The 22764-nt window shown below is 65.3% G+C and carries 20 protein-coding genes; 8 read left to right on the top strand and 12 right to left on the bottom strand.

The features are described 5' to 3' along the window. Positions 1-70: 70 nt before the first annotated feature. Positions 71-484 carry a hypothetical protein gene (locus tag GL279_RS01645; protein ID WP_155062862.1) on the top strand — a complete coding sequence of 138 codons (414 nt, stop codon included), beginning with the start codon at positions 71-73 and terminating at the stop codon, positions 482-484. Between the two features lie 4 nt (positions 485-488). On the opposite strand, the gene GL279_RS01640 is transcribed toward GL279_RS01645, so the two are convergent. From GL279_RS01640 to clpS, 3 genes are read right to left on the bottom strand one after another with little or no spacing between them, the layout of a single operon-like run. Next, entirely contained in the window at positions 489-1295 is an 807-nt protein-coding gene (locus GL279_RS01640; RefSeq protein ID WP_155062861.1) for an SDR family NAD(P)-dependent oxidoreductase, read from the bottom strand. After that, positions 1292-2299, bottom strand: a complete 1008-nt coding sequence (locus GL279_RS01635) for a class I SAM-dependent methyltransferase (RefSeq protein ID WP_155062860.1) — start codon at positions 2297-2299, stop codon at positions 1292-1294. The genes GL279_RS01640 and GL279_RS01635 overlap by 4 nt, the downstream gene beginning before the upstream one ends. Before the next feature lie 3 nt (positions 2300-2302). After that, positions 2303-2617, bottom strand: coding sequence for an ATP-dependent Clp protease adapter ClpS (clpS, locus tag GL279_RS01630; RefSeq protein ID WP_155062859.1), 315 nt, complete (start codon positions 2615-2617; stop codon positions 2303-2305). Between the two features lie 313 nt (positions 2618-2930). Between clpS and GL279_RS01625 the strand changes: the two genes are divergently transcribed. Further along, positions 2931-4562, top strand: a complete 1632-nt coding sequence (locus GL279_RS01625; RefSeq protein WP_246175070.1) for a D-alanyl-D-alanine carboxypeptidase family protein — start codon at positions 2931-2933, stop codon at positions 4560-4562. A 218-nt stretch (positions 4563-4780) separates the two neighbouring features. Here the strand turns inward: GL279_RS01625 and GL279_RS01620 are convergent, their stop codons facing one another. Both GL279_RS01620 and GL279_RS01615 read right to left on the bottom strand, forming a co-directional pair. After that, positions 4781-5746, bottom strand: coding sequence for a tetratricopeptide repeat protein (locus tag GL279_RS01620; protein ID WP_155062858.1), 966 nt, complete (start codon positions 5744-5746; stop codon positions 4781-4783). 92 nt (positions 5747-5838) lie between these two features. After that, on the bottom strand, positions 5839-7563 hold the full coding sequence (locus tag GL279_RS01615; RefSeq protein WP_155062857.1) for a hypothetical protein: 1725 nt from the start codon (positions 7561-7563) through the stop codon (positions 5839-5841). Between the two features lie 334 nt (positions 7564-7897). Between GL279_RS01615 and GL279_RS01610 the strand changes: the two genes are divergently transcribed. Beyond that, positions 7898-9154: an aspartate kinase gene (locus GL279_RS01610; RefSeq protein WP_155062856.1), complete on the top strand. Its 1257-nt coding sequence runs from the start codon at positions 7898-7900 to the stop codon at positions 9152-9154. Between the two features lie 30 nt (positions 9155-9184). Further along, complete coding sequence (gene ptsP / locus GL279_RS01605; protein ID WP_343039679.1) at positions 9185-11428, top strand: phosphoenolpyruvate--protein phosphotransferase; 2244 nt, start codon at positions 9185-9187, stop codon at positions 11426-11428. A 389-nt stretch (positions 11429-11817) separates the two neighbouring features. Here ptsP and GL279_RS01600 read toward each other — a convergent pair whose 3' ends face one another. The 3 genes from GL279_RS01600 to pdxH form a co-directional block, all read right to left on the bottom strand. Next, entirely contained in the window at positions 11818-12234 is a 417-nt protein-coding gene (locus GL279_RS01600) for a DUF192 domain-containing protein (protein WP_343039678.1), read from the bottom strand. 71 nt (positions 12235-12305) lie between these two features. After that, positions 12306-12899 (bottom strand): cold-shock protein, encoded by a 594-nt coding sequence (locus GL279_RS01595; protein WP_155062853.1) that lies wholly within the window; start codon positions 12897-12899, stop codon positions 12306-12308. A gap of 89 nt (positions 12900-12988) precedes the next feature. Next, entirely contained in the window at positions 12989-13651 is a 663-nt protein-coding gene (gene pdxH / locus GL279_RS01590; RefSeq protein WP_343039677.1) for a pyridoxamine 5'-phosphate oxidase, read from the bottom strand. An 83-nt stretch (positions 13652-13734) separates the two neighbouring features. Here pdxH and fabI point away from each other — a divergent pair, with 83 nt between their 5' ends. Genes fabI through GL279_RS01570 form a run of 4 tightly spaced genes read left to right on the top strand, consistent with a single transcriptional unit; the run spans position 13735 to position 16172 of the window. Then, entirely contained in the window at positions 13735-14562 is an 828-nt protein-coding gene (gene fabI, locus GL279_RS01585) for an enoyl-ACP reductase FabI (protein WP_155062851.1), read from the top strand. A gap of 9 nt (positions 14563-14571) precedes the next feature. Beyond that, positions 14572-15171: a LysE family translocator gene (locus GL279_RS01580; RefSeq protein WP_155062850.1), complete on the top strand. Its 600-nt coding sequence runs from the start codon at positions 14572-14574 to the stop codon at positions 15169-15171. Positions 15172-15184: 13 nt separating this feature from the next. After that, positions 15185-15682 carry a xanthine phosphoribosyltransferase gene (gene gpt, locus GL279_RS01575; protein WP_155062848.1) on the top strand — a complete coding sequence of 166 codons (498 nt, stop codon included), beginning with the start codon at positions 15185-15187 and terminating at the stop codon, positions 15680-15682. A gap of 7 nt (positions 15683-15689) precedes the next feature. Further along, on the top strand, positions 15690-16172 hold the full coding sequence (locus tag GL279_RS01570) for a DUF2127 domain-containing protein (RefSeq protein ID WP_170293893.1): 483 nt from the start codon (positions 15690-15692) through the stop codon (positions 16170-16172). A gap of 142 nt (positions 16173-16314) precedes the next feature. On the opposite strand, the gene GL279_RS01565 is transcribed toward GL279_RS01570, so the two are convergent. From GL279_RS01565 to GL279_RS01550, 4 genes are all read right to left on the bottom strand, one after another. After that, the gene (locus GL279_RS01565) at positions 16315-17628 is read right to left on the bottom strand and encodes a dicarboxylate/amino acid:cation symporter (RefSeq protein ID WP_155062844.1); all 1314 of its coding nucleotides are present in this window, start codon (positions 17626-17628) and stop codon (positions 16315-16317) included. A 380-nt stretch (positions 17629-18008) separates the two neighbouring features. After that, a complete protein-coding gene (gene trpE / locus GL279_RS01560; RefSeq protein WP_155062843.1) occupies positions 18009-19514 on the bottom strand; it encodes an anthranilate synthase component I in 1506 nt (501 codons plus the stop codon). Next, on the bottom strand, positions 19514-21448 hold the full coding sequence (locus GL279_RS01555; protein WP_155062842.1) for a peptidylprolyl isomerase: 1935 nt from the start codon (positions 21446-21448) through the stop codon (positions 19514-19516). Before GL279_RS01555 ends, trpE begins: the two co-directional genes overlap by 1 nt. 123 nt (positions 21449-21571) lie before the next feature. Then, the gene (locus GL279_RS01550) at positions 21572-22762 is read right to left on the bottom strand and encodes an aminotransferase (RefSeq protein ID WP_155062841.1); all 1191 of its coding nucleotides are present in this window, start codon (positions 22760-22762) and stop codon (positions 21572-21574) included. Positions 22763-22764 lie beyond the last annotated feature (2 nt).

Here is a 22764-nt window from a genome sequence, read left to right as displayed (position 1 = left end):
CCCTGCATTCGTGAATTGCCCGGCATCGGTGCCGGCTCTATGCTTGCCGAAACAACTAGAGCCCCGGACCATGACCCGCAACATCGCCCTTGGCCTGCCGCTTGTCTTGATTGTCGCAGCCTGCGGCACCCCGCAAGAGCAATGCATCAGCCGCAATACCAGCGAATACCGCACCGTGTCGCGCCTGCTGGCCGAGGTCGAGGGCAATCTGGCGCGCGGCTACGCCTGGCAGGAACGTCAGGTGACGCGGCCGGAATGGGACGATTGCCCAACCGTGGTGCGCGGCCGAGACGGCAAATCCGCCGTCACCTATCGGCCCTGCCTGCGCAATACCGTCGATACCGAGCGTTATCGCGTGCCGATCGACCCGGCGGCCGAGACGCGCAAACGCGACTATCTTGCCGCGCGCAAGGCGAAGCTGGCCAAATCGGCGGTGGTGGCGATGGATGCCTGCAAGGCCGCCTATCCCGAAAAGCAGAAATGACCGCCTAATAGACACCCGGTTGCATCGGATCGCCCAGACTGCGGCCGCCATCGACGCGCAGGATCTGCCCGGTCATGAAAGAGGCGCCTTCGCTGGCCAGAAACTGCACCGTCTCGGCCAGTTCATCGGCGCTGGCGATACGGCCCAAGGGCGTCAGCGCGATCAGCCGGTCGCGGATGCCCGGATCCTCGCGCAGCGTCAGTTGCAGCTGATTCGACATGATCGAGGCAAAGGCCACGCCATTCACGCGAATCCGCTTGGGCGCCAGCGCCATGGCCAGCGCGCGCGTGGCCTGCGCCTGCGCTGCACTGGCGATGGAATAGGCCAGCATGTCCGGGCTGGGCCGGTCGGCCGCCAGCGAGACCACATTGACGATGGCGCCGCATTGCAAGGCGCCGTCATTGGCTTCGGCCTCGGCCTGCGCGACCATGCGTTTGGCCACCATCTGCGACAGCTTCAGCCCCGAGATCATGTTTTCGCGCAGCATCTGGCCCAACAGCTCGTCATTCGGCGCCAGCGGATCGCAGGGCTGCACGGTGCGATGGGCATTGACCAGAATGTCGATGCGGTCAAAGGCGTCGATGGTCGCCGAAACCAGATTGGCCAAGGTCAGCTTTTGCGCCAGATCGCCGGCAAAGGCCCGGATCGGCCCCTCGGAGGGATCGCCGGTTTCCGTCAGCAGCGCCGATTCGTCGCTGTCGGCGAACACGACCTGCGCGCCAGCATCCTGAAAATGCCGGGCGATGGCCAGCCCGATGCCCCGCGCCGCGCCGGTGACAATCGCCGTCCTGCCCTGAATCGAGATGCTCATCTACGTCCCTTTGCGGCTTTGCCGCCGCGCCGGGCGCCGGTGGCGGTCAGGATCTTGAAGCGGCCATCGCCGCCCAGCTCGGTTACCTCGGCAAAGCTGTCGCGCAGCGCCTGCTCATAGGGCAGATGCCGGTTCGCCACCATCCAGAGCCGCCCCGCCCCGGTCAAAAGCCCGGCCGCCGCGCGGATAAAGCCCGCCCCCAGCGCCGGATCCGCCGCGCGGCCGTCATGGAAGGGCGGGTTCATCACCACGCCGTTCACCGGCTCGGGCAGGCGGAAATCCAGCGCATCGGCCCAATGGAATTGCGCGCGCGGATCGGTGACATTGCGCCGCGCGCAGTCCAGCGCCACGGCATCGGCCTCGACCAGATGCAGCGTCTCGACGCCGGGATGGCGCAGGATCTGCGCCGAAAGCCAGCCCCAGCCGGCACCCAGATCAACCACCCGCGTCGGCAATTTTTCGGGCAGATGCGCGGCCAGCGCGACCGAGGCCGGATCGGGCGCATCAGCCGAGAACACGCCCGGACGGGTGACGAAACCGGGCGCGGCTTCATGATCGCGGGCCGCCCAATCGGCGGGGATCAGCCCCGGCTGGGGCAGATGCACGCGAAAGATCTTGCCATGGGCGCGCGATTGCACGCCGTCGACTTCGGTGATGCCGCGCATTTCCTTGAGAACGGAATCGATGCCATCGGTTTTTTGCCCGTCGATCCACAGCGGCGCGCCGGCGGCCAGATGCGCGGCGGCGGCACTGATGCGGGCGCGGGCCTCGGCCCGGGCGCGGGGCAGGAACACGACCGCGCCATCAAAGCGACCCTCGGCCTGCGTCACCGGCTCGAAACCGCGCGCCTTCAGGCTGGCCACATCGGGAAAGAATCGCTGCACGACCTGCGTGCGCGCGGGATCGAATCCGGACAGATCGCTGTCGCCATCCGCCCCGACCAACAACAAACGACCTTCGGGCGGCACGCCGCCGAACACGAGATCCAGACGAGATCCAGCCAAATTCTACTCTTTTTCCATGGTGCATTGCAGCGGATGCTGCTGACGGCGGGCAAGTTCCATGACCTGCGCCACCTTGGTTTCGGCGATCTCATGCGAGAACACGCCGACGACGGCGACCCCCTTGCGATGCACGGTCAGCATGATCTCGATCGCCTGGGCGCGGGTCATGCTGAACAGGCGTTCAAGCACATGCACGACAAATTCCATCGGCGTGAAATCGTCGTTCAGCAGCAAGACCTTGTAGAGCGGCGGCCGTTGCGTGCGCGGCTTGGTCTTGACCGCCAGATCGACGTCCTCACGGTGGTTTGGATCGCTCATCTTCAGGGGATCGGTCACGGGGCCAAGGACATGAATGGTTGGGGTTGGGGTTGAATATAGGCGCAAATCCCGCCGATGTAAGCCCCCCGCGTCATCACGGGCGGCGGGCGGACGCCTCAACCACGGGTAGAAAATCCACCGGGGGCGCCAAACTTCGTGTTCCCGAAAGCGTCAACCCGTGATATTATCGGAATATTAACGAAGGGTCCGCATAACGAATGGACCCTCAGAGGCAGAAGAGACCGGGACAGTGAGCAGAATCACCAAGAACGTCCGTTTGGGACTGATGGTCCTATTGGCTTGGGCCTTGCCCATGGCGGTCACCGCGGCCCCCTTTGCCGCCTATGTCATGGACGCGCGCAGCGGACAGGAGATCTATTCGCAGAACGCGGATACGCCCCTGCACCCTGCCTCGCTGACCAAGATGATGACGCTTTACATGGCCTTTACCGCCATCGAACGGGGGCAGGTCCGTCTGGACAGCAAATTCCTCGTATCGCAGCACGCGGCCTCGCAGCCGCCGTCGCGTCTGGGGCTGCGCCCCGGCCAGCGCATCGAGCTGCGCTACCTGATCCGCGCCGCCGCCGTGAAATCGGCCAATGACGCGGCCACCACGATTGGCGAGAACCTTGCCGGTTCCGAGCCCAAGTTTGCCGCGCAGATGACCGCCATGGCCAAGGCGCTGGGGATGCGGAACTCGCAGTTCCGCAATGCCAACGGGCTGACGATCGACGGGCATTACTCCACCGCGCGCGACCTGACCATTCTTGGCCGGCGGCTGTTCTACGATTTCCCGCAGTATTATTCGATCTTTTCGCGCCGCACGGCGGATGCCGGCATCGCGACGGTGTCCAGCACCAACAAGCGTTTCCTCGACAGCTATGAGGGCGCGGATGGCATCAAGACCGGCTATACCCGCGCGGCGGGCTTCAACCTGACCGCCTCGGCACAGCGGGGGCCGAAACGGCTGATCGCCACGGTGCTGGGCGGCAATTCGACGGCGCATCGCAACGCGGTGATGGCGCAGCTGCTGGACGCCGGCTTCGGCAAAGCTCCGTCCCGCGTGCGCGAGGTGAAACCCGCGCCGGTGCTGGTTGCAACGCCGCGTGAAGTGCGCCGCACGGTGCAGGTTGCGCGGAACGAACCCGTGGTTCAGGTCGCCCCGGCCGCGCCGGTGGCTGTGGCCCCGAGCCGCACCCAGCCCGCCGCAGCGGCATCGACCGCCAGCGCCCAAGTCCGGCTTTCGGCTTCGGACCGGCCGGTGGCGCGCGCGTCGAATACCGCCGTGGTCACGCCACAGGCGATTTCCGCCGCCGTCGAGCGCGCGCAGCTGGCCGCCCGTGAAAAGCAGCCGGGCGATGCGTCGCGTCCGCAGCGCAAGCCCGGCCAACCCGTTGCCCGCGCCTCGACCAAGGGCGCCGACGAGATCGCCGCTGCCCGTCCTGCCGGTCGCCCCGAGGGCGACTCGCCCGAGGCGGACGGGCTGGCCAGCTCGGCCCGGCCCAACCGCGCGCCGCGCAGCGACGAATCGGCCAGTCTGGACCGTTCGGGTGCCGCCTCGCTCTTTGTGCTGAGCCCGGTTGCCCCGGCCTCAGGCATGGCCCTGGCCGAGCGTGCCGCGCCGAAGGCGGGCGCGATCCTGCTGACCGCCCCCGGCGCCGAAGCGACGGATCCGGCCCAGCCGGTCGAGGTCGTGGCCCGTGGCGACAATGGCAGCAGCTATGGCGTTTCGCTGGGCCTTTACCGCTCGCAGAGCGAGGCCGAGCAATTGTTGCTGCGCACCGCGCTGCAGGAAAACAGCGCGCTTGGCAACGCGGCCAGCCGGGTGCTGAACACCCAGCGCGGCTATGAGGCGAATTTCTTTGGCATGTCGCAGGAAACTGCCGAACTGGCCTGCAGCCGCCTTGCCGCCCGGCAACAGGCCTGCACCATCCTTGGCCCCTGAGCCAGCCTAACGGTTCTGCGCAAGATCCGAAATGCCGCTCCTAGGGGCGGCATTTTCATTTGGGTTTGGCCCTGCCTCGGATGCGCGGGGCGCGGGACGGATTGCAGCCAAGGGGAGAGAGTCGAGCCGGATCGCAGCCCTGTGCGCAGCAGGCAACCGACCGCGCGCGCGGCGCTTTGCCGGCCCGACCAGCGGCGACCCTGCAGTCATGCCCCTCGTCAGGCGACCTCGCCGGCTTCCGCGACTAGCTTAGCCAAATGCATCTCGGCAATGCGATGGCCGGGTTTCGCGGCCAGCGCGCTGCGGTAATGCCCGGCGGCAGCCGCAGGCTCGCCGACGGCCATCGCCCGGCGGGCCATGACCATGTGATAGCCCAGCGGATCGGTCGCCAGCACCGGGGCGGCAAGCCGCTGGGCCAAGGCGTGCCGGCCGTGGCGAATGGCCGCCGTCGCCAGTTCAAGATGATAACGCCCGCCCAGTTTGCGCCGGGCCAGCAATTGCCGGCGCAGCGCGGCGAAATCGCCCGCGATCAGATGCTGGAATGCGGCCAGCGCATTGGCCGAGCCGCTGAGACAGGCAGCCGTGCCATGCGCAACAAAGGGCAGTGGCAGCAGCGATACGCCATCCAGATCCGCCAGCAAGCCGGCCTGCACGCGATCGGGACCAAAGCGCGGATCATAAAGCACCGCCGCCTGCCCCGCGACATGTTCGGCCCGCACCGCCATGACAGCATGCTGCGCGGGCTGGAAATACCGGCCATAGCGACGATCCCCCGGCCCGGTCTGGCCGGGGTCGATCGTCGCCTGCGGGCTGCAGGCCAGCACATGATGCGCGCCCAGAAACTTGCCCCAGCGCAGCGCGCCATAGCCGCCCATCGAGGCGCCATAGGCGATGACCGGCCCCCGGCCCAGCCGGCGACAGATCTCGGCGATCCGGACGATCTCGGTCGCGGGATACCAGCAGGGGTACTTGGGCACCACGCCCAAAAGCGGCAGCCCGTTGCGCAGGCAAAGCTTGCGCGCAAAGGCATTCCGGCCATTGGCGCGGGCATGCATGATGTCAAAGCTCAGCACCGTCAGCGGCCCCGGCCCGGGCTGGTAAAGCAGTTGCAGATGCTCACCATCGAAAAGGACTTGCGGCGGCTCGGGGCGAGACGGAGCCGCCGGCATCGGGGATTGGAACATGCGCAAAGCCTCGTATCTTGCCTGGCGGCGCGGGCCCGCCCACAGGCGGATCAGGTCGCGCTCCCGCCCGCAAAGCGGGGGCGCGCGACGTTTCAGGCGGCCTGTTCCTGCGCCGGTTGCTTGGCCGCAAAACTGTTCACGAACTCGGCCACCTTGAAATAGCCGGTGCGGGTGTAATGGTCGCTGTCGACGAATTCGTCGGGGCTCAGCAGCCGGTCCACGTCGATGAAATGCGTGTTCGGCGTGACATCGCAGAAATCGCGGCACATGGCGTTATAGGCGACGCGGATCTCATGCGTGCGCTGTGCCTGTTCGCCATGTTCGCTGGCCGCAGACAGGATGAACAGCGGCGCCTCGGGCAAGCGCAGGCTGTCGACGCGGGCAAAGCAGCGCCGGGTCAGCTCCAGCCGCTCGGCAAGGCTGAGACGGCGGTGGAACATCTCCTTGGCAAAGCGCGCGGCCAGATCGGGATCCTTCATCAGCCGCTTGAAGCGACGCGGCGGGATCGTGGCCCAGTATTCGCCGCCCCATTCCTTGCCGCCATAGGTAAAGAACAGGTCGGAAGGCACCGAGAAATATAGGGAAAGCAGCACCAGATCCGCCTGTTTGACCGATGCGTCAAAGGCCAGCATGTCCTCATAGCTTTGCCCGACCAGATGGCGCAGCGGAAAGGAATGGCGCAGCGACTTGTCGCGCGGATTCAGGATGAAGCCGACATCGTCGTGGCGCACCAGCAGGCCGTTCTCATCCGGTTTGTTGACGAATTCATCGCGGTTGGTGCCGCAATAGAACGAGACCTGCAACAGGTCGCAGCCGCCGACTAGGCACAGCCGCCGCTCTTCCAGCTGGTTGGTGCCGGTCTCGAAATCGGTGACCTCGGTGATCCAGTCGATCTCGCCATGATCGGTCAGCTTGCTGGCGACGGGGCCCACCACATCGAAATCCGGCCGGTTCAGGTGCTGCCAGACCCATTGTTCGACGCCCATGTTGAGCGTGCGGCAGGAAAAGGCAAAGTGATGCACTGCCGTCCCCGAGAATTTGGTGCGCACGCAAAAGAACCCGACCACGCCGTAATCGCCATAACGGTCCTGAACATGGACCAACCCGGCATGCATCCCCGACACCGCCAGAAGCTCTTCGAGCGCGGCGCGCTCGGTCTCCGAATTGGCGCGGATCTTGGTGAAATTCAGCTGGTTGGTGCGGTTCAGGATTTCGAGCACACGGTCCATGTGGTTTTCCACATCGGTGATGATCTTGATCTTGATCTGCGACTGGCGCAGGAATTCGGCATTGGACAGGCCCGAGTTCTCGCGCTCGTCCTTTTTCTGCTCCATGACCTTGTATTGCGCCAGCCGGCTGTGGCCGCGGTCATCCTTGCCCTTGAGTTGCGGCAGGTCCAGCAACCCGGTCAGCCCCCCCTTCGAGGCATCGACCACCATCAGCCGCGGGCTGAAGAACGTGGCCTCTTCGAGGTTCAGGTGGTTGTCGTCCAGAAACAGCACGTTTTCGTCGCGCAACCCCATTTCATCGATCATCTGCGCGATGGCCTGCCCCTTGGGCGACCAGGCGATATGCGGAAAGACGAACAGATCCCAGATCCCCAGCGCCTCGACCGCTGCCTGCGCCTGAGCGAAATCGTTCTTGGAGCAGATCGAGCACATGATTCCGCGATCGACCAGGGTGCGGATCATCTGCACATGCGCCTCGACCGTGTGGATTCCCTCCTCGGACAGGGTGCCGGACCAGAATGTCTCGTCAAGATCCCAGATGACCAGCTTGACCGGCGCCTGGATGGATTCGAACGACTGCTCCGACATGACTGCCCCTGCATGCGATTATGATCAAATGGTTTTTAGGCTGCGTATGGTTAACGAACAATTAACGGTTGCATCGCGTGACGAAATTTCCCGAAATAATATCAACATCATGTTTTAAAACGACTTCGCGAACAAACCGTGGCCCCCGCCTGAGGAAATCAACGCTTTCCCACCGCCAATCCGCCAGATCTTTGGCCCGTTATGACCGCTGCCAAGCCCCGTCCGGCCCAAGCGATCGCAAGTGGATGTGCCGGCTTTTCCCGCAGCCCCTTGCCCTTTTCCGATGCCGCCCATAGAACGCGCCCCTGAATCCTGTGGCTGCTGGGGGTAGGGAATGCCGCTTCTGGTGATGAAATTCGGCGGCACGTCCGTGGCCGACCCGGACCGCATCAAAAATGCCGCGCTGAAGGTCAAGCGCGAGGTCGAGCGGGGCTATGACGTGATCGTCATCGTCAGCGCCATGTCCGGAAAGACGAACGAGCTGGTCGGCTGGGTCGAGGCAACCTCGCCCCTGTTCGATGCGCGCGAATATGACGCCGTGGTCGCATCGGGCGAAAACGTCACCGCCGGGCTGATGGCCCTGACCCTGCAGGAAATGGACGTGCCCGCACGCTCATGGCAGGGCTGGCAGGTGCCGATCAACACCACCGCCGCGCATTCGGCCGCCCGTTTCATCGATATTCCGCGCAAGAACATCGACACGAAATTCGCCGAGGGCATGAAGGTCGCCGTGGTCGCGGGCTTTCAGGGCCTGTCGCCCGAAGGCCGCATCACTACGCTGGGCCGGGGCGGTTCGGACACCACCGCTGTGGCCTTTGCCGCCGCCTTTGGCGCCGAGCGGTGCGACATCTATACCGATGTGGACGGCGTCTATACCACCGACCCCCGCATCACCACCAAGGCGCGCAAGCTGGAAAAGATCGCCTTCGAGGAGATGCTGGAACTGGCCAGCCTGGGCGCCAAAGTCCTACAGACCCGCTCGGTCGAGCTGGCGATGCGCTACAACGTCCGGCTGCGGGTGCTGAGCTCGTTCGAGGAAACCGACGAAACCAGCGGCACGCTGGTCTGCGATGAGGATGAAATCATGGAATCGAAAGTCGTCAGCGGCGTCGCCTATTCCCGTGAAGAGGCCAAGATCACGCTCGTCACCGTCGAGGATCGGCCCGGCATCTCGGCCGCGATCTTTGCGCCATTGGCCGAGGCCGGCGTGAACGTCGACATGATCGTGCAGAACATCTCGGAAAAGGATTATGAGGATCACCCCGGTTCGGTGACCGACATGACCTTTTCCTGCCCGGTGAATCAGGTCGCCCGTGCCCGCAAGGCGATGGAAGAGGCCAAGGCCGCCGGCACCATCGCCTATGACGAGCTGGTCGTCGATCCCGACGTGGCCAAGGTTTCGGTCGTCGGCATCGGCATGCGCAGCCATGCTGGCGTCGCCGCCCGCATGTTCAAGGCGCTGGCCGATGAAAACATCAACATCAAGGTCATTTCCACCAGCGAGATCAAGATTTCGGTGCTGATTGACCGCAAATATATGGAACTGGCCGTGCAGGCGCTGCATGATGCCTTCCAGCTGGAACAGGCCTGACACATCGGCCGGGCCGTAAGCGGAGGTTCCGTGGCCGAACGCAAAGAAAGTGATTCGCGCAAGCTGCTGCGGCGGCTGCGCGAGACCCTGGCAGCCCCAGGTGGCGGTCAGGACAGGTTGGATCAGATCACCCATCACATCGCCGATTCGATGGGGACTCAGGTCTGCTCGATCTATCTGTTTCGCGATGCCGAGACGCTGGAGCTGTGCGCGACCGAGGGGCTGAAGCCCGAATCGGTGCACCAGACCCGGCTGCGGCTGGGCGAAGGGCTGGTTGGCCGCGTCGCCCGCGCCGGCCGGCATGTGAACACCGCCAATGCTCCGGCCGAACCCGGCTTCCGCTATATGCCGGAAACCGGCGAAGAGGTGTTCTCGAGTTTTCTGGGCGTGCCGATCCAGCGCGTGGGCGAAAAGCTGGGCGTGCTGGTCGTGCAATCGCGCGACGCCCGCCAGTTCACCGAGGACGAGGTCTATGGCCTTGAAGTCGTGGCCATGGTGCTGGCCGAAATGGCCGAGCTGGGCGCGTTTCAGGGCACGCAATCGGATTCACTGCCGCCGGTGCACCGCTTTCCGGTGATGTTCCGGGGCGCCACCGGGCAAGAAGGCGTGGCCGAGGGCCGCGTCTGGCTGCACGAGCCGCGCGTGGTGATCTCGAACCCGGTCGCGGACGATCCGCTGAAGGAAAAGGCGCGGCTGAACGAATCGGTTGCCATGCTGCGCAGCACGGTCGATTCGCTGCTGGCTGCCACCGACATGGGCCAAGGCGACAGCGCCGAGGTGATGGAGACCTATCGCATGTTTGCCCATTCGCGCAGCTGGCTGCGCCGGATGGAGGAAAGCATCGAGCTGGGCCTGTCCGCCGAGGCCGCCGTCGAAAAGGAACAAAGCCACGCCCGCGCCCGGCTGGAAAGCGCCGCCGACCCCTATCTGCGTGATCGGTTGCACGATCTTGACGATCTGTCGAACCGGCTGCTGCGCATCCTGACCGGACAGGGCAAGGATACCGGGGCCGAGATGCCCGACGACCCGATCCTTGTCGCCCGCAACATCGGCCCGGCCGAGCTTCTGGACTATGGCCGGCGGCTGCGCGGCGTCGTGCTGGAGGGTGGCTCCGTCGGCAGCCATGCCGCCATCGTCGCCCGGGCACTGGCGATCCCGCTGGTCATCCATGCCGAGCGCATCACCAGCGAGGCCCTGAACGGCGACCAGATTCTGGTCGATGGCGATGTCGGCACCGTGCACCTGCGCCCCGAGGAAACCGTGGCCAAGGCCTTTCGCGACAAGATGGCGATGCAGGCCGAGGCGCAGCACCGCTATGCCGGGTTGCGCGACCTGCCCGCCACCGACCTGTCGGGCAGCACGGTGCAGCTTTACATGAACGCCGGCCTGATGGCCGACCTGCCCAGCCTCGAAGGCTCGGGCGCCGAGGGCGTCGGCCTGTTCCGCACCGAGCTGCAATTCCTGACCCGGACCCGCGTGCCGCGCCGGGGCGAGCTGGCGGCACTGTATTCGCATGTGCTGAACAATGCCCATGGCAAGCCGGTGATGTTCCGCACGTTGGATATCGGCTCGGACAAGGTCCTGCCCTATATGAAGCCGCAGGATGAGCCGAACCCGGCTATGGGCTGGCGGGCGATCCGTGTGGGCCTCGACAAGCGCGGCGTGCTGCGCATGCAGTTGCAGGCGCTGATCCGGGCGGCGGTCGGACGGCCGCTTTACGTCATGTTCCCCTTTGTCACCGAGATGCACGAATTCGAAGAGGCGCATCGGCTGTTGATGGAGCAGATCGCCCGCGAGCAGCGTCTGGGCCATCCGATGCCCAGCGACGTGCGGGTCGGTGCCATGCTGGAAACCCCTGCCCTTGCCTTTGCACCGAAGAAATTCTTCGAGATGTGCGATTTCATCTCGGTCGGGGGCAATGACCTCAAGCAGTTCTTCTTTGCCGCCGACCGCGAGAATGAGCGCGTGCGCCGCCGCTATGACGCGCTGAACACCTCGTTCATCTGCCTGCTGGAACAGATCCTGCAACGCTGCAACGAGGCGCGGGTGCCGGTCAGTTTCTGCGGCGAGGACGCCGGCAAGCCCATTGAGGCGGTGACCTTTGCCGCCTTGGGCTTTCGCCGGCTGTCGATGCGTCCGGCCTCGATCGGCCCGGTCAAGCACCTGATCCGCCGCATCGACCTGACCGAATTGCGCAAGGTTCTCGACGATGTTCGTGCCTTGGGCGAGGTCAACCTGCGCGCGACCGTCACCGATTGGCTGGCGCGCCAGTAGCGAATGGCGGCTGAATCACGGGCCGGCGCAGCGCGTCGGCCCGCCAAGAATCCCCGCAAGATTTTCCCGACCTGTGGCGAAAAAATCGCAAGCCCCGAAAAACACGACCTATTTTATCGCTATAAGATCGGAAAGGTTGTGTTAGCCTGAACATGTGCAGCAGACCGCTGCCCTTTTTGGGAGGACTGACATGACCAGCCAGTTGAAACGCCAACTCAAGCGCGCCCTGATCGAAGAGCGCCAGAAGCTGAAGGGTGCCGCGGGAAATCTTGACGACGACAAGGCCTCGTCCAAGAAAGCTGACTAGGCTGTCGCGCAGACGACATGCATCGCAAAGCGGCGGGGTAACCCGCCGTTTTCAGTTGCTGTCCCGGCCATCCGGGGCGCAATCAGTCGCAAGGCTGTCGGGCAATGTCCTGTGGCAGATCGGGATGGGCCAGCACCATACCCTCGTGGATGCCCAGCCGGGCGGCCTCGCCGCCAGCGACCTCCAGCACCATCAGCCGATCCGGGTCCGGGTCGCCAATCTGGGCGCCGGGCACACTGCTGTCGTCCAGCGGCCGCGCCTTGGGATGGATGTGACGGACAAGCCCGGTCGCATCCATGAAAACCATATCAAGGGGAATAAGCGTGTTGTGCATCCAGAAGCTGACCGGCTGCGGCGCCTCATAGATGAACAACATGCCACTGTCGGGGTTCAGATGCTTGCGGAACATCAGCCCCTGCGCACGCTCTTGCGGCGTCTTGGCGATTTCGACCTGAACCGAAACGGTCTTGCCCTGCCCAGTGAAAACCGCCCGGTCCACCGCACAGGCGGCTCGGGCAGATGCGGCGACAGGCTCAGCAAGGATCAGAAGAACCGCTGCAGCCTGCCATTTCATAACGCGCCCGCAACCAGCCGCAGTTTAGCGGGCGCGGCTGCTCCCCCCGGCTGCAATTCCTGAGATTCAAGCACGGCCCGTTCCCAGGAAAGCACCTGCGCCGCCATCATGCCGCGCCGGCCATCGACCACGCGCAGGGCAATCGCCTCGCCCACGGCCAGATCGGAAAAGCCTGAATGGCGCAGCACTTCGATATGCAGGAACACATCGGCTTTTTGCTGAAAGATATTGGCAAAGCCAAAGCCTTTGGCCTTGTCGAACCATTTCACCCGCGCGGGCATCAGCGGCAGACGCGCAACCTCTTCGGGCGCAGCCATGCACAGATCGGCAATCGCGGGCATCGGCTCGCTTGCGGGCGGTTCGATAGAAAGGATCTCGACGGCCTGGATTCCGCGCGGCGTCTTCTGCACCAGAGCCCTGACCTGCGCCCCCTCGGCGACCGAGCTTTGCCCGAAATTGCGCAAAACGTTGGCATGCAGAAGAATGTCGGCTTCCCCGTCGGGGTCGGTCAGGAAACCGAATCCCTTGTTGCCGTCGAACCATTTCACGACGCCGGCGACTTCGCGCTGCTGTTCGTCGTTTTCGCTCATTTCACTCTGACATCCCATCCAAAGAAAACCTGGACCGCCTAAGCAAAGCGGTCAGGTTTTCCACAACATGAATAAAACCATCACGCGTATCAAGGGCTAAGACGGCGCACACGCCAGAAACTTTCGACAGCCTCAATGTCTTCGCCCGGTTCTGCGGCTTTTTCTTCGTTGTTGCCAATAAGCTGCCATTGAAAGCGGTCATGCAGCCGGAAGGCGCCATCTGCCCAGAATTCGATCTGAACCGGACGGATACGGTAGCCGCCCCAATGCGGCGGGCGCGGCGGGGTCAGCCCTAGGGCGATTCCCTTACGCGCGACCTCGGCCATCAGCGCGCCCCGGCTCTGCAGCGGCCGGCTTTGCCGCGAGACCCATGCGCCGATGCGCGACTGCAGCGCGCGCGACTGGAAATAGGCATCGGCCAGATCGTCCTCGACGCGCGAGACATGGCCGCGGACCCGGATCTGGCGGCGCAGCGATTTCCAATGCATGACAAAGGCCGCCACGCCCGTCGCCTCGATCTCGCAGCCCTTGGCGCTTTCGAAATTGGTGTAAAAGACGAAGGCGCCATCGCGGGTGCTGCCCTCAATCTCTTTCAGCAAGACCATGCGGACATCGGGCATGCCCGCGCCGTCCACCGTGGCCAGCGCGATGGCGTTGGGATCGTTCGGCTCGGTGCGCTCGGCCTCGGCCAACCAGCTCCGCGCCAGGGCAAACGGGTCACTGCCCGCGAATATTCCACTGCGATCGCTCACGGCTGCACAATCACCGACACTTGATGCCCCCTTGCAGTTGTCCTAATCCTGCTGAAAACCGAAGAAGCGCGAGGGGCAGCAACATGTCAAGTGAAGCCGGTCTGGGGCTGATGAAAGGGCGTCGCGGCCTCATCATGGGTCTTGCCAACGACAAGTCCATCGCCTGGGGCATCGCCAAGGCGCTGGCCGACCAGGGGGCCGAGCTGGCCTTTTCCTATCAGGGCGAGGCGCTCAAGCGCCGGGTCGAACCTCTGGCCGCCCAGCTCGGCTCGGATCTGCTGGCCGAATGTGACGTTTCCGACGAGGCATCCATCGATGCGCTGTTCGCCGCGATCGGCGAACGCTGGGACAGCCTGGACTTCATCGTCCATGCCATCGGCTTTTCCGACAAGGACCAGCTGCGCGGCCGCTATGCCGATACGACGCGCGACAACTTCCTGATGACCATGGACATTTCGGTCTATTCCTTCACCGCCGTGGCGCGCCGCGCCGCTGCGATGATGACGAATGGCGGCAGCATGCTGACCCTGACCTATTACGGTGCCGAACGCGTCATGCCGCATTACAACGTGATGGGCGTGGCCAAGGCGGCGCTTGAGGCATCGGTGCGCTATCTGGCCGAGGATCTGGGCAAGGACGGCATCCGCGTCAACGCGATCTCGGCCGGGCCGATCAAGACGCTGGCCGCCTCGGGCATCGGCGATTTCCGCTATATCCTGAAATGGAACGAGCTGAACTCGCCCCTGCGCCGCAACGTCAGCCAGGACGAGGTCGGCAAGTCGGCGCTGTATCTGCTGTCGGATCTGGGCTCGGGCGTGACCGGGGAAACCCATCACGTCGATTCGGGCTATCATATCGTCGGCATGAAGGCCGTGGACGCGCCCGACATCGCCACGACAAAAAAAGATTAAGTCGCAGCCATGAGCGTCGAGCAGGTCCTCACGCTTGTCTCGGCGCTGTCGCTGGCGATCCTGACGCCGGGGCCGTCGATCATCGCCACCATCCAGACCGCGTTCGCGCATGGGCGCGAGCGTGCCCTGCCCTATGCGCTGGGTCTGGCCTGCGGCGCCTCGCTGTGGTGTCTGGCGGCGCTTTTTGGGCTGGCGCTGGTCTTCAAGCTGCATCCGGGCTGGTTTTCCGGCTTCAAGGTCGCAGGGGGCTGTTATCTGCTGTGGTTCGCCTGGAGGCTGTGGCAATCCGCCAACCAGCCGCTGCCGGCGGCGGCGGGCGGGGCCAAGGGGTTCTTCGGCGGCATCACGCTGAACCTGTCCAACCCCAAGCCCGCGATGTTTTACGCCGCCCTGATCCTGTCGGTGTTTCCGGCGCCCCTGTCGGCCGGGCATCAGGCGGTACTTTATGCGATCTGCCTGTCAACTGAGCTTTTCTGGTATTCGACCGTCGCGGTTCTGATGTCGACAGCCACCATGCGGGCACGCTATTTTGCTGCGAAATTCTGGATCGACCGCGCCGCCAGCCTTGCCATGGCCGTGCTTGGGGTGCTGTTGATCGTCAAGCACTAAGGAGCCAGACAGAATGACCGACCGCCTGCCCCATGAACGCGGGTTCCACATCAGCTGGGATCAGCTCCACCGCGATTCCCGCGCCCTGGCCTGGCGGCTGGAGGATCGCGAATGGCGCGCGATCCTTGCCATCACCCGCGGCGGGCTGGTGCCGGCGATGATCATCGCGCGCGAGCTGGACATTCGCGTGATCGACACGATCTCGGTCAAATCCTATCACGGCAAGGGCGGGCAGGAACGCGGCTCGGTCAGCGTGCTGAAGGCGCCGGACCCGGCGGTGATGCAGGACGGCGACGGCATTCTGGTCATCGACGATCTGGTCGATTCCGGGCGCACGCTGGAACATGTCCGCACCATGTATCCCAAGGCACATTTCGCCACCGTCTATGCCAAGCCCAAGGGCCGGCCGATGGTGCAGACCTATGTCACCGAGGTCAGCCAGGAAACCTGGATCTTTTTTCCGTGGGACATGGCGCTGCAATATGTCCAGCCCTATCGGGGCGAGGATTGATTTTCCGTTGAGCATCAAGCACATCCAGGGCCAGCACGGGCCGCTGCACTGGCTTTTCGAATCGACGCTGGTGGTCAAGGCGGTCTTTGCCGGGCTGGAGATCGCGGCCGGGCTGGGCCTGTGGCTGGTGCCGCATGAGCGCATCGCCCAGTTCACCGCATGGCTGACGCGCAACGATCTGATCGAGGGGCATCACAGCCCGGTCTATGCCGGCATTGCCCGGGCGCTGGCCGAGTTCAGTCTGGCCAGCCAGCACTTTTATGCCTTTTACCTGTTGGGCCATGGCGCGATCAAAATGGCGATCATCGCGTTGTTGATGCGCAAGCTGGCCTTTGCCTATCCTCTGGGGATCGCGGTCTTTGCCGGGTTCATCGTCATGCAGATGCACCGCTGGACGCATACCCACTCGCCGGTGCTGCTGGCGCTGAGCCTGCTGGATGCGACCGTGATCTGGCTGACATGGCGCGAGTGGCGCAGCCAGCCCGACTGAGGCGCGCAACGGCTGCGTGCGTTGCGCACAGACCCCATCCCGGGACGGAAACGAAAAGCCCCAGCGAATGCTGGGGTTTTTGCTGTGATCTGCGTGCAGCAGCCGTACACCGGGCGTACACAGGCCGTACACCGCCATGGCGTCAGGCAAGGCTTTCGACGGGTTCCAGATCGGCGCCATGCGGATGGGCGTCCTCTTCGCCGACATCGCCCTGCCATTTCGCGACCACGGCGGTGGCAAGCCCGTTGCCCAGCACGTTGGTCATGGTGCGGCCCATGTCGAGGATCTGGTCGATGCCCATGATCAGCAGGATCCCCGCCGCCGGCAGGCCGAACATCGGCGCGATGGCCGCGACCACCACCAGCGAGGCGCGCGGCACGCCCGCGATGCCCTTGGAGGCGATCATCATCACCAGCAGCATGATCATCTGCTGGCCCAGCGTCATCTCGATGCCGAAGGCCTGCGCGATGAAAAGCGCCGCAAAGGCCTGATACATCATCGAGCCGTCGAGGTTGAAGGAATAGCCCAAGGGCAGCACAAAGCCCGAGATGCGTTCCTTGACCCCGAATTCGTCAAGCTGGCGCACGGTCTTGGGGAAAGCGGCCTCGCTGGAGGCGGTCGAGAAAGCCAGCAGCATCGGTTCGCGCAACAGGCCCAGAAGGCGCCAGACCTCGCCGCGCAGGATCAGCCAGCCGGCCCCGATCAGCGCCAGCCACAGCACCGCAAGCCCGGCATAGAACGAGCCGATGAAGCGGCCGTAATCCACCAGCACGCCCAGACCCTGCACGGTGACCACGGCGGCCATGGCGGCAAAGACGGCCAGCGGCGCCAGCTTCATCACATAGCCGGTGACGTTGAACATGGTGCCGGCCACGGCATCGGCGACCTTGACCGCAGGGGCCGCGACCTGACGCGGCAGCGCGCCCAGACCGACGCCAAAGAACACCGCAAAGACGAGGATCTGCAGGATGTTGTTTTCGGCCATGGCCTCGATCACGCTGGTCGGGAACACATGGGTCAGGAAGGTGGCAAAGCTGAGCGCCTCGGTCTTGAGCCCGGTTTCGGCGACCTCGGCCGGGATCGGCAGGTTCAGCCCGGCGCCCGGTTGCAGCAGGTTGGCGGCGACAAGGCCGATCCCCAGCGAGGTCAGCGAGGCAAGGATGAACCAGCACATCGCCTTGCCGGCGATGCCCGCGACCGCCTTGGCATTGCCGAGGCTCGCGATGCCCGAGATGATCGTGGCCAGCACCAGAGGCGCGATGATCATCTTGATCAGCCGCAGGAAGATATCGGTGACGATGGTGAAATTCTTGGCCAGCGCCTTGGCGGCCTCGGGCGTGGCGGCCGTGTTGTGGCACCATGCGCCAAGCGCGACCCCGGCAACCACGCCGACGCCGATCCAGAAGGTCAACCGGCTTTTCGTCGGTTGCAGTTCATTCCCCGAGATGGACTTCATTCTTTTCCCTTGTTTCTTGCAATGGCTGCTGGCGGCCAACGCCCCGCACCGGGCCCGCAAGGGACATGCGCCGCCGGGGCAGAGCCCGCGCCGGTCTTTGCGCGCTGCATGTCATGGAGGGGATCGGTCACGGAAGGTTGAACTGCGCTGCTCTTAGGGTGTCGAGCATCAGTTAGCTAATTCATTATCCGGATATGTTATGCAAAAGCGGAATAATGGGGCCAGATTTTCAGGATGCCGCTCGGCGCGACAGCCCGTGGGGGCGATTGCCGAGGGTTTGGCCGCTGGCCGATGGGCGCGCGGGGGCCTGTGCAGGCACGGCCCCGGGCCTTGGGCGCCGGATGGCCCGCCGCAGGTTGCCCCGCGGCGGGGCCTGATCGTCAGGCGTTGCCGCTGCGCACGAAACGCGCGGCTTCTTCGGCGGCGCGGCGCAGGGCGTTCGATTTGTTCACGGTTTCCATGAACTCGGCCTCGGGGTCGCTGTCATAGACGACGCCGCCGCCGGCCTGAATGTAAAGCTGGCCGTCCTTGATGACGCCGGTGCGCAGCGCGATGCACATGTCCATCTCGCCATTGGCGGCGAAATAGCCGACGCCGCCGGCATAGACGCCGCGCTTTTCCGGCTCCAGCTCGTCGATGATCTGCATGGCGCGGACTTTCGGCGCGCCCGAGACGGTGCCGGCGGGCATCCCGGCCAAGAGCGCCGACAGCGCATCCTCGCCCTCGCGCAGTTCACCCACCACGTTCGAGACGATGTGCATGACGTGGCTGTAGCGTTCGACGATGAATTGCTCGGTCGGCTTGACCGTGCCCATTTTCGCCACGCGGCCCACATCGTTGCGGCCAAGGTCCAGAAGCATCAGATGCTCGGCCAGTTCCTTTTGATCGGCCAGCAGGTCGGCTTGCAGCGCGTCATCCTGTTCCGGGGTGGCGCCGCGCGGGCGGGTGCCGGCGATCGGGCGCACTGTCACCTCGCCGCCGCGCAGGCGCACGAGGATTTCCGGCGAGGCGCCGCAGATCTGGAAGCCGCCGAAGTTCAGGAAGAACATGAAGGGCGACGGGTTGGTGCGGCGCAGCGAGCGGTAAAGCGCGAAAGGCGGCAGCGGGAAGTCCATCGACCAGCGCTGCGAGGGCACCACCTGAAAGATGTCGCCGGCGCGGATGTAATCCTTGGCCTTTTCGACGGCGGCCAGATAGGCGGGCTTGCTGAAATTGCTGCGCAGCTCGCCGACCTTCAGATCCTCGCCCAGGGCGCGCGGCTCATGCGGCTGGCGGTCGAGCGAGCGCAGCGCCTCGGCCAGCCGTTCGGCGGCCTGGGCGTAGGCGGCGCGGGCGCCTAGCCCGTCCTGATGCCAGGCGGGGGCGCAGAGCAGCACCTCGCCCTTGACGCCATCAAGCACGGCCACGACCGAGGGGCGCAGCATCATCGCATCGGGCAGGCCCAGTGGATCGGGGTTCACATCGGGCAGACGCTCGACCAGCCGGATCATGTCATAGCCCAGATAGCCGAACAGGCCCGCCGCCCCGGCCGGCACGCCATCAGGCATGTCGATGCGGGATTCGGCGATCAGCGCGCGCAGGCTATCAAGCGCGGGGCGGTCGTCTTGCTGCCATTCCTCGGCATAGCGGGCCTGACGGTTCAGGCGGGCCTGACCGTCGCGGCATTCCCAGATCAGGTCAGGCTTCATGCCGACAAAGGAATAGCGGCCGCGGATCTCGCCGCCGGTGACGCTTTCCAGCATGAAGGAATTCGGCGCGGCCTCGGCCAGTTTCAGCATCAGGCTGACCGGCGTGTCGAGATCGGCCGCCAGCCGCATGGTCAGAAGCTGGTTGCGGCCCGCAGTCCAGCCGCGTTCGAAATCGGGAAAACTGGGCGAGATGTCCATCATTGAGCCTGAGCGTTGACCGCATCCACGGCGGTCTGGTTCACCGTCGCGCCGGCCTGAGCCTGCACGGCGCGCGCGAAATAGTCGAACACGTCCTGACGCATCGAATCGGCCAGACGGTTCTGGATGCCGTCGCGGATCTGCTCGGCCTCGGAGCCGGAGGTCTGGGCGGCATGGATCTGGTCCAGCGTCACGAGGAAGACGCGATTCTCGGCCTCGACCACCTCGCCGCTGCCGGGCTTCTTGATCTCGAAGGCATCGGCGACGACGGCCTGCGGCACGCCCTGGATGAAGCCGCCGCGGGCGAGGCCGGTTTCGGGCTTGCCCTTGGCCGGCGCCTCGGCCGGGGCGGGGGCGGGCTGCGGCGCCTCGGCGGCGCCCACGGCCTGCGCGACCGGGGTGGTGGCGGCAGGCAAGGGCGACACCACGGGCTCGCTTGCGGCATCGGTCGCCATCTTCAGATCCTCGCCCAGGGCCAGAAGCTGGCGCTTGGTCTCGTTCTGGGACCAGTCCTCGGCCACGCGGGCGCGCACCTGTTCAAAGGGCTCCAGCGTCGGCGGCACCACCTGATCGAGGCGCAGGGCAAAGATGCTGCCATCCTCGGTCGTGATCAGCTCGGGGAAGTCCTTGTCGGTGATCTTGGAGGCCTGTGCGCGGAATTCGGGATAGGCGGCGATGCTGCCGGGGCCGGCCTCGTCCTTGCCGGTCCAGTCGATATGGCCCAGTTGCAGCGGGCCCTGCTTGCCCAGATCCTCGAGCGTGGCGCCGCCGGCGATCTGGTCGGACAGATCGCCCGTCTCGCTTTCGATCTGGCGCCGGGCGCGGTCGAGCGCGGCTTCGACGCGCAGGTCGGGTTCGGCCTCTTCGAAGCTGGTGTTCACCGGATCGAGGATGGCGTTCATCGAGTAAAGCGCCGGGCCAAGGTTGGAATTGGCCGGACCGGCAATGCCGGGCTGATCCAGCGCAAAGACCGCATCGCCCGCCGCGCCAAGCTGCGCCTTGGTCACTTCGCCAAGGTCGATGTCGGAAAGCGACAGGCCGCGTTCGCCGGCCAGTTTCTCGAAGCTGGTTTCGCCCTTGTCGAGCGCGGCCTTGGCGGCTTCGGCAGCGGCCTGGGTCGGGAACACCAGACGCTCGACCATGCGGCGCTCGGGCTGCTGGTAATCGGCGATGCGGCTTTGGTAGAGATCGCGCAGCGCCTGCTCGTCGACCTGCACCTTGTCCTCGAGCATCTCGGGGGTCAGCCAGACATAGGTGATCTTGCGCGTCTCGGGCGCGGTGAAGCGGTCGGCATTGGCCTTGTGCCATGCCTCCAGCGTCGCCTCATCGGGGGTGGCGATCGGATCGGGGAGGTCGGCGGCGGTCAGTTCGCGCCAGTGGATGTCACGGGTTTCCAGAAGCCAGTTCAGCGCCAGATCGGTGACGGGCGCGGGCGCGGTCACGCCGGCCAGCGCGGCGCTTTGCAGGATCATGCGCGCCTCGTCCATGCGCAGGTCATGTTCGAACTCTGCCTCGCGCATGCCTTCGCGCTTGAGCACGTCGGCATAGCGGGCGCGGTCGAACTTGCCATCAAGGCCCTTGAAGGCGGACGCGCTGGTGATCTGCTCGGCCACGGCCTTGTCGCCGACCGAGACGCCCAGCCGGTTCGCCTCGGCCTCGAGGCCTGCGGCCACGAACAGCCGCGACAGCGCCGCCTGGTCCAGACCAAAGGCCTTGGCCTCGGCCGGGCTGACCTGTTTGCCGGTCTGGGCGGCGAATTCCTGTTTCTGCGCGCGCAGCGCCCGGGCGTAATCCTGCGACGAGATCTCGACCCCGCCGACCTGACCGACATCTGCGGTCCCGCCCGAGAAATTGCTGACACCAAAGCCGCCAAGCCCCAGCACCAGCATGCCCATCAGCAACCAGACGATGGTTTGTTTGCCCTTGCCGCGCATCCGCCCTGCCCTTTTTTTGGTCCTGCGGCTGTCTTTAGGGGGATGCGGGTCCGGCGGCAAGTGCCGCGCCCGCCGGGCCCCCGGCGAACCCGGTCACAAATGCGCCGGGGCCCCCCTGTCGGATCAGGGTCGCCAGTGCCGCAGCCGTTCGACCATTTCGGCGATGCCGGCGGGATCGGCATTGGCGAAGGCGATGCGGAAATGCGCCGCGCCCTCGGGGTCGCCCTCGGGCATGAACATGGTGCCGGGCAGCATCAGAAGACCTGCCTCGGCCACCAGACGCGGGGCGAGTTCGGCCGAGCTTTGTGCATAGGGGTGGCGCACCCAGGCGAAATAGGCGCCGCAGCCCTTGACCACCCAGCCATCCAGACTGTCCATGCCGGCCTGCATCGCCGCGCGGCGGCGCAGGATCTCGTCGCGTTCGCCCGCCACCCAGTCGCGCAGGTGCTCCATGCCCCAGGTGGCGCCGATCTGGCCGATCTGGCTGGCGCAGATCGCCACGGTATCAAGGAATTTCTCGACCTCGATCATCCGCGATTCGCCGCTGACCAGCGCGCCGACACGGTGGCCGGTCAGCCGGTAGGCCTTGGAAAAGCTGTAGAGGTGGATCAGCGTGTCGCCCCAGCCGGGATCGGTGAACAGGTCATGCGGCGCGCCGTCGCGGCTGTCGAAATCGCGATAGGTTTCGTCCACGATCAGCGCGAGGCCATGCGCGCGTGCCAGATCATAAAAGGCGCGCAGCGTCCGGGCCGGGTATTCCGCGCCCGAGGGGTTGTTGGGGCTGACCAGCACGATGGCGCGCGTGCGCCCGGTGATCAGTTTGGCGGCCTCGGCCGCGTCGGGGATCATGCCCTGACCACAGTGCAGTCCGACGGCGGTGATGCCCTGCATGTCGAGCCACATCTTGTGGTTGAAATACCAGGGCAGCGGTAGGATGATTTCATCCCCCGGCCCGGCCAGCGTCTGGATTGCGGCGCAGAAAGCCTGATTGCAGCCCTGGGTGATGGCCACCTGCGAGGGCGCGATGGCCGCGCCGTAAGCCGCCGACCACTCGCGGGCCACCGCCTCGCGCAGCGCGCTGCGGCCCAGCACCGGGCCGTAAAGATGCGCGTCGGGCTGGTTCAGCGCCGCCTCGGCCATGGCGCGGCGCAGGGGGTCTGGCGGCGGATCGACCGGGGCAGCCTGACTGACGTTGATCAGCGGACGGTCGGGCGGGAATGTCACGCCGTCGAGCCAGCGCCGCGCCTCCATCACCGGCGGGCGGAAGGTGGCGGCCAGAGCGGGGTTGACGGGGGCGGCGCTGAGGGGCGGCATCG

This window comes from Paracoccus limosus (genome assembly GCF_009711185.1).
In the GTDB taxonomy this organism is placed as follows: Bacteria; Pseudomonadota; Alphaproteobacteria; order Rhodobacterales; family Rhodobacteraceae; genus Paracoccus; species Paracoccus limosus.
The sequence above is the reverse complement of the archived record's forward strand: the minus strand, read 5'-3'. Positions and strand labels throughout refer to the sequence as shown.

Bases quoted from the DNA above. Each gene is read 5' to 3' on its own strand.
- GL279_RS01645 (WP_155062862.1), top strand. From the start codon at position 71: ATGACCCGCAACATCGCCCTTGGCCTGCCGCTTGTCTTGATTGTCGCA.
- GL279_RS01640 (WP_155062861.1), bottom strand. From the start codon at position 1,295: ATGAGCATCTCGATTCAGGGCAGGACGGCGATTGTCACCGGCGCGGCG.
- clpS (WP_155062859.1), bottom strand. From the start codon at position 2,617: ATGAGCGATCCAAACCACCGTGAGGACGTCGATCTGGCGGTCAAGACC.
- GL279_RS01625 (WP_246175070.1), top strand. From the start codon at position 2,931: ATGGCGGTCACCGCGGCCCCCTTTGCCGCCTATGTCATGGACGCGCGC.
- GL279_RS01620 (WP_155062858.1), bottom strand. From the start codon at position 5,746: ATGTTCCAATCCCCGATGCCGGCGGCTCCGTCTCGCCCCGAGCCGCCG.
- GL279_RS01615 (WP_155062857.1), bottom strand. From the start codon at position 7,563: ATGTCGGAGCAGTCGTTCGAATCCATCCAGGCGCCGGTCAAGCTGGTC.
- GL279_RS01610 (WP_155062856.1), top strand. From the start codon at position 7,898: ATGCCGCTTCTGGTGATGAAATTCGGCGGCACGTCCGTGGCCGACCCG.
- GL279_RS01595 (WP_155062853.1), bottom strand. From the start codon at position 12,899: ATGAGCGAAAACGACGAACAGCAGCGCGAAGTCGCCGGCGTCGTGAAA.
- fabI (WP_155062851.1), top strand. From the start codon at position 13,735: ATGTCAAGTGAAGCCGGTCTGGGGCTGATGAAAGGGCGTCGCGGCCTC.
- GL279_RS01580 (WP_155062850.1), top strand. From the start codon at position 14,572: ATGAGCGTCGAGCAGGTCCTCACGCTTGTCTCGGCGCTGTCGCTGGCG.
- gpt (WP_155062848.1), top strand. From the start codon at position 15,185: ATGACCGACCGCCTGCCCCATGAACGCGGGTTCCACATCAGCTGGGAT.
- GL279_RS01565 (WP_155062844.1), bottom strand. From the start codon at position 17,628: ATGAAGTCCATCTCGGGGAATGAACTGCAACCGACGAAAAGCCGGTTG.
- trpE (WP_155062843.1), bottom strand. From the start codon at position 19,514: ATGGACATCTCGCCCAGTTTTCCCGATTTCGAACGCGGCTGGACTGCG.
- GL279_RS01555 (WP_155062842.1), bottom strand. From the start codon at position 21,448: ATGCGCGGCAAGGGCAAACAAACCATCGTCTGGTTGCTGATGGGCATG.
- GL279_RS01550 (WP_155062841.1), bottom strand. From the start codon at position 22,762: ATGCCGCCCCTCAGCGCCGCCCCCGTCAACCCCGCTCTGGCCGCCACC.